This window comes from Desulfobotulus mexicanus, assembly GCF_006175995.1.
In the GTDB taxonomy this organism is placed as follows: Bacteria; Desulfobacterota; Desulfobacteria; order Desulfobacterales; family ASO4-4; genus Desulfobotulus; species Desulfobotulus mexicanus.
Window position 1 is genome coordinate 1 of sequence record NZ_VDMB01000042.1, and the last position, 14,435, is coordinate 14,435.

At 47.5% G+C, this 14,435-nt stretch carries 11 protein-coding genes and 1 pseudogene; 10 read left to right on the forward strand and 2 right to left on the reverse strand.

The genetic code is table 11. The annotated features are described in order from the left end of the window. Window positions 1-297 (reverse strand): transposase (locus tag FIM25_RS16245; RefSeq protein ID WP_139450909.1); only part of this gene is annotated, 297 nt, incomplete at its 3' end. 101 nt (window positions 298-398) lie between these two features. Between FIM25_RS16245 and FIM25_RS16250 the strand changes: the two genes are divergently transcribed. The 10 genes and pseudogenes from FIM25_RS16250 to gmd form a co-directional block, all read left to right on the forward strand. Continuing rightward, complete coding sequence (locus tag FIM25_RS16250; RefSeq protein ID WP_139450910.1) at window positions 399-1,508, forward strand: sodium:solute symporter family protein; 1,110 nt, start codon at window positions 399-401, stop codon at window positions 1,506-1,508. 61 nt (window positions 1,509-1,569) lie between these two features. Further along, window positions 1,570-2,472 (forward strand): bifunctional methylenetetrahydrofolate dehydrogenase/methenyltetrahydrofolate cyclohydrolase FolD, encoded by a 903-nt coding sequence (folD, locus tag FIM25_RS16255; protein ID WP_139450911.1) that lies wholly within the window; start codon window positions 1,570-1,572, stop codon window positions 2,470-2,472. A gap of 213 nt (window positions 2,473-2,685) precedes the next feature. Beyond that, window positions 2,686-3,612, forward strand: coding sequence for a M23 family metallopeptidase (locus tag FIM25_RS16260; protein WP_218961485.1), 927 nt, complete (start codon window positions 2,686-2,688; stop codon window positions 3,610-3,612). 356 nt (window positions 3,613-3,968) lie between these two features. After that, window positions 3,969-6,491 carry a preprotein translocase subunit SecA gene (gene secA, locus FIM25_RS16265; protein WP_139450912.1) on the forward strand — a complete coding sequence of 841 codons (2,523 nt, stop codon included), beginning with the start codon at window positions 3,969-3,971 and terminating at the stop codon, window positions 6,489-6,491. Between the two features lie 217 nt (window positions 6,492-6,708). Then, window positions 6,709-7,032 carry an ATP-dependent Clp protease adaptor ClpS gene (locus FIM25_RS16270; protein WP_425456390.1) on the forward strand — a complete coding sequence of 108 codons (324 nt, stop codon included), beginning with the start codon at window positions 6,709-6,711 and terminating at the stop codon, window positions 7,030-7,032. Continuing rightward, window positions 7,029-9,287, forward strand: a complete 2,259-nt coding sequence (gene clpA, locus FIM25_RS16275) for an ATP-dependent Clp protease ATP-binding subunit ClpA (protein ID WP_139450914.1) — start codon at window positions 7,029-7,031, stop codon at window positions 9,285-9,287. The genes FIM25_RS16270 and clpA overlap by 4 nt, the downstream gene beginning before the upstream one ends. A gap of 3 nt (window positions 9,288-9,290) precedes the next feature. Further along, window positions 9,291-10,010, forward strand: coding sequence for a leucyl/phenylalanyl-tRNA--protein transferase (gene aat, locus FIM25_RS16280; protein ID WP_139450915.1), 720 nt, complete (start codon window positions 9,291-9,293; stop codon window positions 10,008-10,010). 425 nt (window positions 10,011-10,435) lie between these two features. Next, window positions 10,436-11,857, forward strand: coding sequence for an exonuclease domain-containing protein (locus tag FIM25_RS16285; protein ID WP_139450916.1), 1,422 nt, complete (start codon window positions 10,436-10,438; stop codon window positions 11,855-11,857). 140 nt (window positions 11,858-11,997) lie between these two features. Then, complete coding sequence (locus FIM25_RS16290) at window positions 11,998-12,705, forward strand: transglutaminase domain-containing protein (RefSeq protein WP_246052246.1); 708 nt, start codon at window positions 11,998-12,000, stop codon at window positions 12,703-12,705. Window positions 12,706-12,745: 40 nt separating this feature from the next. Continuing rightward, a pseudogene (gene gmd, locus FIM25_RS16295) lies at window positions 12,746-13,432 on the forward strand (GDP-mannose 4,6-dehydratase); the annotation flags it as partial. A 380-nt stretch (window positions 13,433-13,812) separates the two neighbouring features. Here gmd and FIM25_RS17220 read toward each other — a convergent pair. Next, window positions 13,813-14,435: hypothetical protein (locus FIM25_RS17220; RefSeq protein WP_179953467.1), on the reverse strand; the 623-nt coding region annotated here is incomplete at its 5' end.

Here is a 14,435-nt window from a genome sequence, read left to right on the forward strand (position 1 = left end):
AATGTTCAGTGCATAGTGCCACTCGATATTAAGGGCATATTGCCGAATAGCCTGATCATCAGTCAGATCCTCCATCTGGTGTAACAAAACAAGTCCGAGCATGGCATGGAGTTCCTTGGTAGGCCGACCCTTCCCGTCGTCAAAGAGATGAAACAGTTTCTTGACCGGAAGTCTGTGGAGGATTTCTTCACGAAACAGATGCGCCCATGATGACTCCAGAAGAGCCAGCCTCTTTGGACCAAGATGCTCAAACGGGCTGAACATGTCGTACTGTTTGTGGTCTTTGACGTAGATCATGCAAAATCCTTATAATAGATTAATATCACAGGATATACATACCAAAAACGGCTCTTTAAATCAATAGCAAAATCATATAAAGACAACAAATTTAAACGGTTATGAAATTTTGTTTTTTTGCGAGTCCATCATCCATAGCCATTTTTGTTTTTTTCATTCCCTACACCAGTGCTGTTTTTATGGGGCTTTCCTATCTTTTCAGATCAAATTTTGGAATGGATTACGGTCTTGCTCTGGCCATTATGGGCAGTGTAACCGCCATTTATATGATCCTTGGCGGATACCGTACCATGGCCCTCGTGGATGTTTTTTTTGGTATGATTATGGTTGGTGGCGTGCTGGTTCTTATGGGATTTACCCTGCACAAAGGCGGGGGTGTGATGAATATCATAACGGATTTACAGGCCATTAATCCGGATCTGGGTGCTGTGGTCGGGCCACCGGGATGGTGGCCGCTTTTCTGCCTTGTATTTTTAACCAGTGTGGCTCCCTTTGCCATGCCTCAGCTGGTTCAGAAATTCTATGCCATCCGGGATGACAGAGCCATACGTATAGGAACCGTTGCCTCAACCCTTTTTGCCCTGATGATAAGTGGAGTTGCTTACTTTATCGGATCAACAACCAGGCTTTTTCTTTCTCCTGAGTCTACCCCCGGAGCCTTCAGGGATGGCCTTCCTATTTTTGATGCGCTAATGCCGGAGCTCCTTGCCAATGTGGTCCCAGCCTCCCTTTCGGTGCTGATTCTTCTACTCGTGCTTTCGGCTTCAATGTCAACCCTTGCGGCACTGGTTCTTATTTCCAGCTCTGCCATGGTTAAGGATTTTTATGCCGGATTTATCCGGAAAGATGTTTCCGACCTGCAGTTGACGGTGTTGATGCGTTATGCCAGTTTCTTTTTTATTCTTCTTTCTGTTTTGCTGGCTTATGCCCGTCCGTCTTCTATCATAATGATCCTTGGGATATCCTGGGGAGCCATAGGATCGGCATTTTTAGGCCCCTTTATCTGGGGGCTTTTTTATGAAAAAACTACCCGCCTTGCGGCCATTGTTTCGGGTTTTGGTGGCCTTGGCACCTGTCTTGGACTTTATTTCACCGGTGTCAGCTCATCTCCGGAGGCTGGAACCATAGGCATGCTGACTTCTCTGGTCCTTGCCCCCCTTGTTACATGGATTTCTATACGGGTGTTGGATACAGGCGTTGCTTCCGAATAAGATGTCGTTCAGTTTATGGCTTTGTTGAGTATGTATGAAAAATAATCAGGGGAAGACTCTTATGACAGCAGAAATTATACGTGGGACAGAACTGCGGGAAACCATTCTGGACGAAGTGGCAGAAGGGGTAATTAAACTCAAGGAAAAAACAGGGCGTCCTCCCGGTCTTGTTACTATCCTTGTGGGAGCAAACCCTGCTTCTCTCTCTTATGTTTCTTTGAAAATAAAGACAGCACACAGGGTGGGTTTTAAAGAGGTGCAGGAAAATCTGCCGGAAGATATCAGTGAGGCGGATCTTCTGGCTCTTATAGAAAAGTATAACCGGGATGATACCATTGATGGCATTCTGGTTCAGCTTCCCCTGCCAAAACATATTGACGAGTCCAGGGTTATTTATGCCATTGATCCTGTCAAAGATGTGGACGCTTTCCATCCTGCGAATGTGGGACGTCTCATGCTGGAAGGGAGTTCAGCACCTTTTGTTCCCTGTACACCTGCGGGTATTCAGGAGATGCTTGTCCGCGCAGAGGTACCCGTAGCTGGTGCTGAGGTGGTGGTGGTGGGAAGATCCAATATTGTGGGAAAGCCCATTGCAAATCTCCTGTTCCAGAAAGGACGGGCAGCCAATGCAACGGTTACGGTGGTGCATACGGGTACAAGGGATCTGGCTTCCCACTGCAAGCGGGCGGATATCCTCATTGTAGCAGCAGGTGTACCGAACCTTGTCCGGCCGGATTGGATCAAGCCCGGAGCCTGTGTTATTGATGTGGGTGTGAACAGGGTGGGGGAGCGTATCAGTGAAAAAACGGGGAAAACAGTTGCCATTCTCAGGGGGGATGTGGATTATGATGCTGCCCTTGAGGTGGCCGGGTGGATTACTCCGGTTCCGGGGGGGGTTGGTCCCATGACTATAGCCATGCTGATGAAAAATACCCTGAAGGCCATGGAACTCAGGACTGTGTGATAGTACTGTAGTAGAAGTTCAAGTTGGTACTCTGTATATTGTCTGCGGGTCTTCTATGGGACAGGGCACTTTCCGGTGCAGGAGTGAGTTGTACCTTGACAGTTTTTTTTCATATGTTAAAAATCATCATGGGTAGTAATTATTCAGTGCAGGTTGCTTTGTACGGAGAGCTGAGGCTTGATCCGTTCTGCCTCAGACCAGGGGGATTAAGGTATGAATCAGAAAATGACCTTTTATATCATGAGTCATTCAGGATCAAAGATTCGTGAGCTTACCTTTCATAAAGGTATGGTTTATGGTTTTTTTCTGTTGCTTTTTTTTGTTTTTGCTGCCTTTTCATGGGTTATTTATGATTACAGCCGACTTTTGACCCGTGCTTCGGAAGTCCCTTTTCTTGAGTCTGAGCTGGCGTTTAACGAAGAACAGCTGCTGATGCAGAGGGATCAGATTCAGCTTTTTGCAAAGGAGCTGAATCTTTTAAAAAACAGAGTTTTGACACTCTCTGAGTTTGAACAGAAAATCAGAACCATAGCCAATATGGAGGCCAGAGAGGAAAATGACGGGATTTTTGGCCTGGGTGGAACCCCTGTGGAAGATCTGGACATGCGACTGGAACTTTCGGAGAATCATGCCAGCCTTATTAGGGAAATGCATGAGCGTGTGGTGCATCTGGACAGGGATTCCCTTGGGCGTATTGATGGTTTTGAATCCCTTCTTGAATCCCTCGAAGATCAGCGGAATCTTCTGGCCGTTACACCGGCCATTCGTCCTGCAGACGGATGGGTCACTTCCCGTTTTGGATACCGGACCTCACCTTTTACCGGAAAGCGTGAGTTCCATAGTGGGCTGGATATCGCCAATCGGCCAGGTACGCCTGTGCTGGCAACGGCAGAAGGGGTAGTCAGTTTTGCAGGGGATAGGGGAGCCATTGGTATTGTGGTAAATATTGACCACGGACATGGTCTTGTTACCCGTTACGGTCATCTGCAGAAGGCTTTGGTAAAATCAGGACAAAGGGTGTCCAGAGGAGAAGTTATTGGAAAAATGGGTAATACTGGTAGGAGTACTGGGCCCCATGTGCATTATGAGGTCCGGCTGAATGGTGTACCTGTAAATCCTGTCAAATATATTCTGGATTGAATACCGTTTCATATTATTGTTTCTGGCAGCCTTGGCCGGATATGAAATCTTATTGTTTGATTTTCTTGCCAGAACAGGAGTTTTTTTTTGGGTTGTTTTTTTCTTGCCCCGAAAAGGGGAATTTCCGTGAGTAAACAAAGACCGATCCTGTGATAACGAAACCGGGCAGCTTGCTGTGGCTCCGGTTTTTTGTTTTTTAAGAATTATGTTAGTATTTATACCGAATAGGGACTGGTTTTTTTATTCGGTACAATCTTTTTTTATTTGTATTTTTTCGTCATTATTTTATGGGAATCCTGTCTTTTTTATGCGCTCGACAGGAGTGACGTTTTTTATTCTAAAATCAGGAAGGTCCTATGATTGCACGTATATTGACCCGGATATTTGGCAGCATGAATCAAAGGGAGTTGCGTCGCATGCAAAGTTATGTGGATGCCGTCAATGCCCTTGAGCCGGAAATGGAAAGTCTTGATGATTCTGTGCTGGCAGCAAAAACAGAAGTTTACCGGAAGCGTTTTGCAGCAGGAGAATCCCTTGAGTCTCTTTTGCCGGAGGCCTTTGCAACCGTGCGTGAAGCTTCCCGCAGGGTTTTGGAGATGCGTCATTTTGACTGTCAGTTGATTGGTGCCGTTGCCCTGCACGAAGGCAGCATCGCAGAGATGAAGACCGGTGAAGGCAAGACGCTGATGTCAACCCTTGCGGCCTATCTGAATGCCATCACAGGCAAGGGCGTGCATATTGTTACGGTGAACGATTATCTGGCCCGCAGGGATGCGGAATGGATGGGGAAGCTTTATTCTTTCCTTGGCCTTTCCGTTGGCATTGTGGTGCATGGCATGGATGATGCACAGCGCAGGGAAGCCTATGCTGCGGATATCACCTATGGCACCAACAATGAGTTCGGTTTTGATTATCTCCGTGACAACATGAAGTTTCACAGAGATACCCTAGCCCAGCGGGAGCTGAATTTTGCCATTGTGGATGAGGTGGACAGCATCCTCATTGATGAGGCAAGAACCCCTCTGATTATTTCCGGGCCTGCAGAAAAATCTACGGATCTTTATTACTCTGTGAATATGATCATGCCTGCCCTGAAGGTGGAGAGGGATTATCTGGTAGATGAAAAAGCCCGCAGCGTCAGTCTTACGGAAGAGGGTGTGGCGAGGATTGAGGAGTTATTGAAAACGCCCAATATTTATGAGCCTGCCAATATCGAGATCCTCCATCATGTGAATCAGGCCTTGAAGGCCTATGCCCTGTTCCAGCGGGATGCGGATTATATTGTTCAGGATGATAAGGTTATTATTGTGGATGAGTTTACCGGACGACTCATGCCGGGCAGAAGATACAGCGAAGGTTTACACCAGGCACTGGAAGCCAAGGAAGGTGTGACCATTGAGAATGAAAATCAGACACTTGCCTCCATTACCTTTCAGAACTACTTCCGAATGTATAATAAGCTGGGTGGTATGACGGGTACGGCAGAGACTGAAGCTGTTGAATTCAAAAAGATTTATGGTCTGGGTGTTTTATCTGTTCCCACCCATAAGCCCATGATCCGTATTGATCATCCGGATATGATCTATAAGACAAAAAAAGAAAAGTTTCAGGCCATTGTTGAAGAAATAGCTACCCTGCACAAAAAGGGGCAGCCTGTTCTGGTGGGAACCATTAATATTGATATCTCAGAATATCTGAGCAGCCTTCTTACAAAAAAAGGTGTGTTCCATGAGGTGCTGAATGCCAAACAGCATCAGAAGGAAGCGGAAATTGTGGCTCTGGCCGGGCAGAAGGGACGGGTGACCATTGCCACTAACATGGCGGGCAGGGGAACTGATATTGTTCTGGGAGATGGGGTCAGGGAACTGGGAGGCCTGCATATTCTTGCTACGGAACGGCATGAATCAAGGCGCATAGACAATCAGCTCCGGGGGCGTTCGGGCCGACAGGGTGATCCGGGTTCTTCCCGTTTTTACCTGAGTCTTGAAGATGATCTTTTGCGAATTTTTGGTGGTGAACGTATAGGAAAGATAATGGACAGGCTGGGCCTTGAGGAAGGAGAACCCATTGAGCACCGTCTGATTTCCAGAGCCATTGAAAATTCCCAGAAGAAGGTTGAAGGCCATAACTTTGATATCCGTAAGCATATTCTTGAGTATGATGACGTGATGAATCAGCAGCGTGAGGTGATTTACCGCCAGCGCAGGGAGGCTCTGACCAGCGAGTCCCTGAAGGATTTCATCTCCGAAATGATAGAGGAAGTGGCTGAGGATACGGCTTATTCTTTTCGCTATGATCCTGTTCATGCACCGCTTGTCTGGGATGATGTGGTGGAGGCCGTTGGGCGTCGTTTTTTCTTTACCATTGAAAAGCCTGAAGCCTTTGAAGAGACGGAGCATATACCCCAGGAAACTTTGGCTGAAATCATAAAGGATGCCGCCTCCAGGTTTTATGAAGTAAAGGAAGCCATTGTGGGTGATGAGGAAATGCGTCAGCTGGAGCGTTTCATTGTTCTCCAGACAGTGGATTCTCAGTGGAAAAATCACCTTCTCAGTATGGATCACCTCAAAGATGGCATCGGTCTGCGTGGCTACGCCCAGCAGAATCCTCTGATCATGTATAAAAAAGAGGGTTTTGCCATGTTTCAGGATATGATTCAGCGGATTAAGAATGAGGTGATAGGCATTCTTTTCCGTGTCCAGATCCGCCGTGAAACGGAACTTGAGCCCCTGCCGGAACTAAAGCAGGACAAACTTGTTTTTTCCCATGGCAAGGATGATGACAGTAAAGAGCCGCTGCGCCGTAAAGAAGCCAAGGTGGGGCGCAACGATCTTTGTCCCTGCGGAAGCGGAAAGAAGTACAAAAAGTGCTGTGGTTGAAAATATGCCTTAAAAAACAGTCCATGAAGAATGTGCCTTTGATCTTGCCCTTGACCTTGTGCCATGAAGTCTTAATCTAAAAAAATACCGGAAACATATCCGGGTTTTTTAGATATACCTGTGGATACTGTAAGAGGTCTTTAATGAGGTAGTATGTTTTTGTAGTATGGAAAAAAAGTTTTTTAGTCTGTCATGGTAAGTAAGGAGCAGAAAACGAATGGGTGGGATGAATACGGAATTTGAAGAGTCTCTGGAAGAACTCCTTGGGGAAGAGCATGAAAAAGATCATCCCCCCCTTTATAAAGTACTTCTGCACAATGATGATTATACTACCATGGATTTTGTTGTTGAAGTTCTGGTTTCCATTTTCCATAAGACACCGGAAGAGGCAATGGATATCATGTTAAGTGTCCATCGGAAGGGTGTGGGGCTTTGTGGCGTCTATACCCATGAAATAGCAGAAAGCAAGGTTGAGGCCGTGACCCTCCATGCCAGGACCCATGGGTTTCCCCTGAGAACGACGATGGAGAAGGAATCATGATCAGCAAAGAGTTAAGTGCCACTTTGGGTTTTGCCGTACGTGAAGCAAAGAAACGCCGCCATGAGTATGTTTGTGTGGAGCATGTACTTTTTGCCATCCTTCACGATGCCGCAGGGATTGAAATTCTGGAAGCCTGCGGTGGGGATATCCGGAAACTTAAAAAACGGCTGGAGACCTTTTTCCGGGAGCGTATGGAAAGTCTTCCCGATGATACGGATTATGTGCTGCAGCAGACCGTCGGTTTTCAGCGTATGATACAAAGGGCGGTCAATCATGCCCGGAGTGCGGAAAAAAACAAGGTCAGTGTAGGTGACATTCTTGCTTCAATTTTTCAGGAAAAGGATTCCCATGCGGCCTTTTATCTGGAGCGTGAGGGCATTACCCGCCTGGAAGTTCTGACCTACATTTCCCACGGAATGGACACGGGTTCGCCCGCTGCCAGTCCTGATCAGAAGACCGGTGAGGCGGAAGGGGCAAAGGAAGATCCCCTTGGCAGTTATACCCTTGACCTTGTGGCCCATGCAGCTTCAGGACGCATGGATCCTCTTGTGGGGAGAAGTGCTGAACTGGAGCGTACCCTGCAGGTGCTTTGCAGAAGGCGTAAAAACAACCCGATTTTTGTGGGAGATCCAGGGGTTGGTAAAACCGCCCTTGCCGAAGGGCTGGCCCAGAGAATTTATAAAGGTGAAGTGCCTTTTTCCCTGAAGGAATGCCGGATTTTTTCTCTGGATATGGGAGCCCTTCTTGCGGGTACCAAATTCAGGGGCGATTTTGAGCTGCGTTTAAAAAAGGTGATTGAGGCCTTAAAACAACAGAAAAATGCTATTTTATTCATTGATGAGATTCATACCATTGTGGGTGCAGGGGCCACCAGTTCCGGCTCCATGGATGCTTCCAATCTTCTTAAGCCTTCCCTTGGATCTGGGGAATTCCGCTGCATAGGTTCCACAACCTATGAGGAATTCAAAAATCATTTCCAGAAGGACAGGGCGCTTTCCAGGCGTTTTGAAAAAATTGAGATCGCAGAACCCGATGAAGAAGCCTGCATAAAAATCCTTGAAGGCCTTAAGGATCGTTATGAAAAACACCATGATATCACCTATGAGCCGGAGGCCATAGAGGCGGCTGTCAAGCTTTCAGCACGTTATCTGAATGATCGTTTTCTGCCGGATAAAGCCATTGATGTGATGGATGAAGCAGGTGCCATGTATGCCCTCAAACGATCCGAAAGCCGTTCAGCGAGGTCGGTCATTACGGAAAAGGATGTGGAGGGTGTTATTTCCCGCATGGCCAGAATTCCGGCCAGAAGTGTTTCCGGTTCCGATAAAAAACGGCTCGGGCGGCTGGAAGATCGTCTTAAGGATGTGGTCTTCGGACAGGACAGTGCCATATCAGCCCTTGTGACGGCCATCAAACGTTCCCGTTCCGGCCTTGGAAATCCTGAAAAACCCGTGGGTTCATTTTTGTTCACAGGCCCTACCGGCGTGGGTAAAACAGAGGTGGCAAGGCAGCTGGCATCGGTCATGGGTATCCATTTTGTACGCTATGACATGAGTGAATACATGGAAAAGCATGCGGTTTCCCGTCTGATCGGTGCTCCTCCCGGTTATGTGGGTTTTGAGCAGGGCGGGCTTCTTACCGATGAGATACGCAAACATCCCCATGCGGTTCTTCTTCTGGATGAGATTGAAAAGGCCCATCCCGATGTGTTCAATATTCTGCTGCAGGTGATGGATTATGCAAGGCTTACGGATAATAATGGCAAACATGCGGATTTCAGGAATGTGGTGCTGATCATGACATCCAATGTGGGTGCAAGGGAAATGGCCACAGCTTCCATTGGTTTTGGTTCCTCAAGCAGGGATGATGCAGAAAAAGGGAAATCTGCGGTGAACCGCATGTTTTCTCCGGAGTTCAGAAACAGGCTGGATGATACCCTTGCCTTTCTTCCTCTGGATCAGAAGGTGATGGAACAGGTGGTGGAAAAGTTCATGGGGCTTCTCCGTACACAGCTTTCAGAACGTAAGGTGTCTTTAAGGCTGAGCGCCAAGGCCCGTCAGTGGCTTGCCATAAAAGGTTATGATTCCAAGTTTGGTGCAAGACCCCTTGACCGCCTCATTCAGACGGAAGTCAAGGATAGGTTGGCTGATGCCTTGCTCTTTGGCGATCTTGCATCCGGCGGCACCGTTTCCATCGGGGTGAAACAGGACAGGCTGACCTTCAGTTTCAAGGCTCTTCAGGCGGAAAGTCTTTAATATATGCCTGTTTTCAGGTTGGACAGATCCTTACAGTTTCCTCCAGTGGAACTTAGCGATAAAAGCGGACTTCTGGCTGTGGGAGGGGATTTAAGTCTGCCGCGTCTGCTGCTGGCTTATAAAGAGGGGATTTTTCCATGGTATGGAGAGGATGATCCGATTCTGTGGTGGTCTCCGGAGCCAAGGCTGGTCCTTTTCCCGGATGCTTTGCATATATCAAAAAGCCTTGGGAAACGTCTGCGAAAAAAAGACTTTTCTGTCACCATGGATACAGATTTTGCAGGAGTGCTGGAAGCCTGCTCCACCATACGCACGGAGCGGGGGGAGGAAACCTGGCTTTTACCGGAGATGAGAAGGGCTTATCAGAAGCTGCACGATGCGGGATATGCCCATTCCGTGGAAACCCGTGACAGGGAAGGGCAGCTCTGCGGAGGGCTTTACGGGGTCAGTCTGGGCCGTGTTTTTTTCGGTGAGAGTATGTTTGCAAGGGTGTCAGACGCCTCAAAGGTTGCACTGGTGCATCTTGTGCAACAGCTTGATGCCTGGGGCTTTGATCTGATTGACTGTCAGGTGCAGACAGATCATCTTATAAGCATGGGGGCCGTGACCATGGGCCGCAGACGTTTTTTGAGTATTCTTAAGGAAAGTCTGAAGCATCCCACCCTTAAAGGACCTTGGAGGCCGGACCTACAGCCTGACGGTATCCATCGAAAAAGGGCTTAAGTGGTGAGATCTGTTCCGCGCATGTCCTTTTTTAGTAACTGTTCAGCACAGCTTGCTAAGTACCATGCTTGCAAGACAGATGCACAGGCTCCAGGCTATTTGCTCGTGACGCAATCTTATTCGGGAGCTTCTTGCCCTGTGCGGAAGCGGCAAAAACTCCCCGCCACAGGCAGGATAAGCTTATTTATTACCATGGCAGGCTTAAGCGCGCTGCCTTTGTGGCGGCTCAAACAGTTTGCCGCTTCTTTCGCACAGGCCTGCAAAGCTCTGATCCGAAACGATTGCAATGTCACTTGCAAACAGCCAAGGAGCCTTGCAATAGTACGAAGCTGCTGCAATTATAGCATTGGTAGTTCGGAATAAACCCTGCTGAATAATTACCTTTTTTATATCTTTAGAGGTGTCCGTCTGCCAGAAGGAGTGTCATGTCCAGCTATCTCTTTTATGATCTTGAGACTACAGGCCTGAATCCTGCCTTTGATCAGATCCTGCAGTTTGCAGCCATACGCACGGATATGGCTTTTCATGAGCTGGAGCGCCATGAAATCCGTATCCGTTTGCGGCCAGATGTACTCATTGCCCCCGGTGCCCTTATAACCCACAGAATACCTTTGGATGTACTTGGGTCCGGGGAGCTGGAATATGATGCCATACGCCGGATACACAGCCTGCTCAATACCCGTGGAACCCTTTCCCTTGGTTACAATACGCTTAATTTTGATGATATATTTTTAAGATTTGCTTTTTACAGAAACCTTCTTCCACCCTATACCCATCAGTTTGCCTCGGGCTGTTCCCGCATGGATATTTTTCCCCTTACCATCTTTTTCCATCTTTTCCGGCCTGAGATTCTGAAGTGGCCGGAGCTGGAAGGCAGGGTCAGTCTGAAGCTTGAAAACCTGAACAGGGAAAACGGTCTGGCTTCAGGTATGGCCCATGATGCCATGGTGGATGTGGAAGCTACCCTGGCGCTGGCTAAGATTTTGGCTTCGGAAAAGGATATGTGGGAGTACCTTGTTGCCGGTTTTGATAAAAAAAAGGATGGTCTGCGTCAGGATCAGCTCCCGGAGGCTTTTCAGTCTTCTCTGGGGATTCATCCCTATGGTGTGCTGACGGGTTCTGAAGCCGGGTCAAAAAACGGGTATCAGGCACCGGTTCTGGGGCTGGGGCAATCCATTCCTTATTCCAACCAGAGTCTGTGGCTGCGTCTGGATACGGAGGATTTACAGAAAACCGATCCTGAGAATCCCGAAGCCACAAGTTTTGTTATCCGAAAAAGAAACGGTGAGCCGCCCTTTGTGCTGCCGCCTGTTTCCCGTTTCTGGGAGCGTCTTTTTGATGAAAAACGTCAGCTTGCAGAAAATAATATGGCCTGGCTGCGGTCCCGTCCGGATATTCTGGAAGCCATAGGAAAATATCACCGCCAATTCCGATACCCGGAAATAGAGGGTCTTGATCCCGATGCCGCCCTTTATCAGAAAGGTTTTCTTTCAAAGGCCGAGCAGGTCCAGTGCAGTGATTTTCATGCGATGGATATTGCAGGGAAACTGGCCTTTCTGCCGGAATTATCCACGGACTTACAGGTTCTTGCGGCCCGTCTTCTTTTCAGGAACGGGATGGGAGAGCAGCACCCCTTTGTGGAGGAAGCTGGCAGGCGGCAGATGGCCAGTCTGACTGCCGGGACTGGAGACAGCCTGCCAAAGGACTGGCGGGGTGGGGAGCGCAGAGCTGTTTATCATGTTCTCGATGATATTAAAGATATCCGGGCAGAAGGTAAGCTGGATGATGAACAGATTCTGCTGCTTCAGGCACTGGAAGAAGATATGAAAAAGCGTTTTTTCCTTTGAAGCTGGCCTTGGTTTTCATATGCGATTTTGTCCGTATTCAAGCGTCCAGAACCGTCTTCGCTGGCTAAGAACCAACTTTGTCGGCCCGATTGCCATGTGGCTGAACAATTAGGTCCGTAGAAGTATGAAAGGAGATGCTGGTGACTGAACCGGAAGTTTTAAATATGGAGATTCCCCCCAGCGAAGGGGATCTTGGCATAACAGCCTTCATGGATGCCGATCATTTTGATATTCTTGCTTTTGTCCGCAGACATGAAAAAAAAGGGGATCTCAGGGCCACGGCCATTTCACTGTATACGGCAGTTAGGGATGAAATCCGTTATGATCCTTATCGCATAGAATTTTCCGTTCATGGTATGAAAGCTTCAACAACCCTTAACCAGGGGTATGGCTACTGCGTGGCAAAAGCAGTCGTGCTGGCTGCCGCCCTCAGGGCTGCTGGTATTCCTGCCCGTCTTGGTTTTGCCGATGTTCGCAATCATCTGTCTACTGCCCGTATGCGGGAGGTTATGGGAACTGATCTTTTTGTGTACCATGGTTATGTGGCCCTTTTTTTGACGGACCGCTGGATCAAGGTGACACCGACATTCAACCGGGAGCTTTGTGATCGCTTTGGTATTCAGCCCCTGGATTTTGACGGTGAAAACGATGCCTTGCTGCATCCCTTTGATATTCAGGGCAGGGAACATATGCGTTATGAAAAGGATCATGGTCTTTTTCAGGATTTACCCGTGACAAGGATTATAAAAGAGTCTATGAAAGCCTATCCTCAGATGATGGTTTACCTTGAAAAGGGTGGGGCCGGAGGAGATTTTCATGCGGAAGCCGGAGGAGATTCACCGGGATGAATATTGAATGTGTTCAGTTAAAGTATGGGAGGAGTTTTTTGTGAAAAAAGCGCTTATTACCGGAATTACCGGTCAGGACGGAAGCTATCTGGCTGAGTTATTATTGGAAAAAGGTTATGAAGTCCATGGAATCAAGCGCCGGGCCTCCCTTTTTAATACCCAGAGGGTTGATCATATTTATCAGGATCCCCATGTGGAAAATGCCCGTTTCTGTTTACACTATGGAGATTTGTCGGATTCTTCCAATCTTACCCGTATTCTTCAGGAAGTACAGCCGGACGAGGTCTATAATCTTGCTGCCCAGAGCCATGTGGCCGTAAGTTTTGAGTCTCCCGAATATACGGCGGATGTGGATGGACTGGGCACCCTCAGGCTGCTGGAAGCCATCCGTATTCTGGGACTTGAGAAAAAAACCCGGTTTTATCAGGCCAGCACCAGTGAACTTTTCGGTAAGGTTCAGGAGATACCCCAAAAGGAAACCACACCCTTTTATCCCCGCAGTCCCTACGCCGTGGCCAAGCTTTATGCCTACTGGATTACGGTCAATTACCGTGAAGCCTATGGTATGTATGCCTGCAACGGCATTCTTTTTAACCATGAATCCCCAAGGCGGGGAGAAACCTTTGTGACCCGGAAAATTACCCGGGGACTTGCCAATATAGCTCAGGGGCTTGAGTCCTGTCTCTACCTGGGCAATATGGACGCCCTGCGGGACTGGGGGCATGCAACCTGAATTCCCGAAAATTGTAACTATGGTGACAACTTTATATTGAAGAGCTCCATTAACCGTCGATGAGTCGGTGTTGTTTCAGTGAAAACCTGCCCATATCGATTGGAATATTTGATTTTGACCAGAGTTTCCATCTCTTCCATCACCTTTTCGACTGTAAAATATTTAATTTTTTCGTCTTTTTTTATTGTGGAACGTATAGAACTGACATAGATCAGCGCWAGGAATTGTAAGAACAACCTTCCATCCATTGCGGATGCAGAGTGAACTCGAATCCGCTTCATATCCATATGATTTTTGAGGTCGTAAAACAGTTCTCTACAACATCCTTTATAGTTACATTTTTCGGGAATTGAGGATAAAATGTAGAATTGCCCTTATTCGGGCTTTAGGCAGCCAAGAATGATGGAATACAGGTATCCACTTGTTAAATCTGGATTTTGACCACCTGTATATTTGATAAGTTGGCGTGATTCTAACATCTTGCCCCATGTCCATATGTCTATATTATTATGAAAACCAGTGTTGTTGATTTTTCTGACAATAACAACCCAGTGCACAAAATCAGGTTCCCCCTGCTTTTTAGATGGGCATTTTATCTGGGGTATCTCGGGTATCTGGGGGGGGGGAGGATCGATCCACCTCGGATAATTTACGGCAGCAATGACAAAGGGTCCATCATTTTTCTTTTCACGGAACCATGTATTTAGCCTGTCTATCATGCTTTTTGAGTCGGTAATGTTCGGGATGAAATAAAGTTCTTTAACAGCTATGATATCGGTTAAAAGGAGTTGAATCCCCATTTCAGTGAATGCCAGATCACCATACTTCGAGTTCACAGGAACCCCTTTTTGGAGAAATAATTCCGTAAATTTTTTCTGCTCCTCATAAAGTGGGGGGTTGATTATTTTTAGCATCTTAGCCAGAGTACGGCTGACAATGAAATCAAGTTTTGCATGGGGTTTTATAGAGTTAACTTTGGCGGTCTTTGCTTTATACT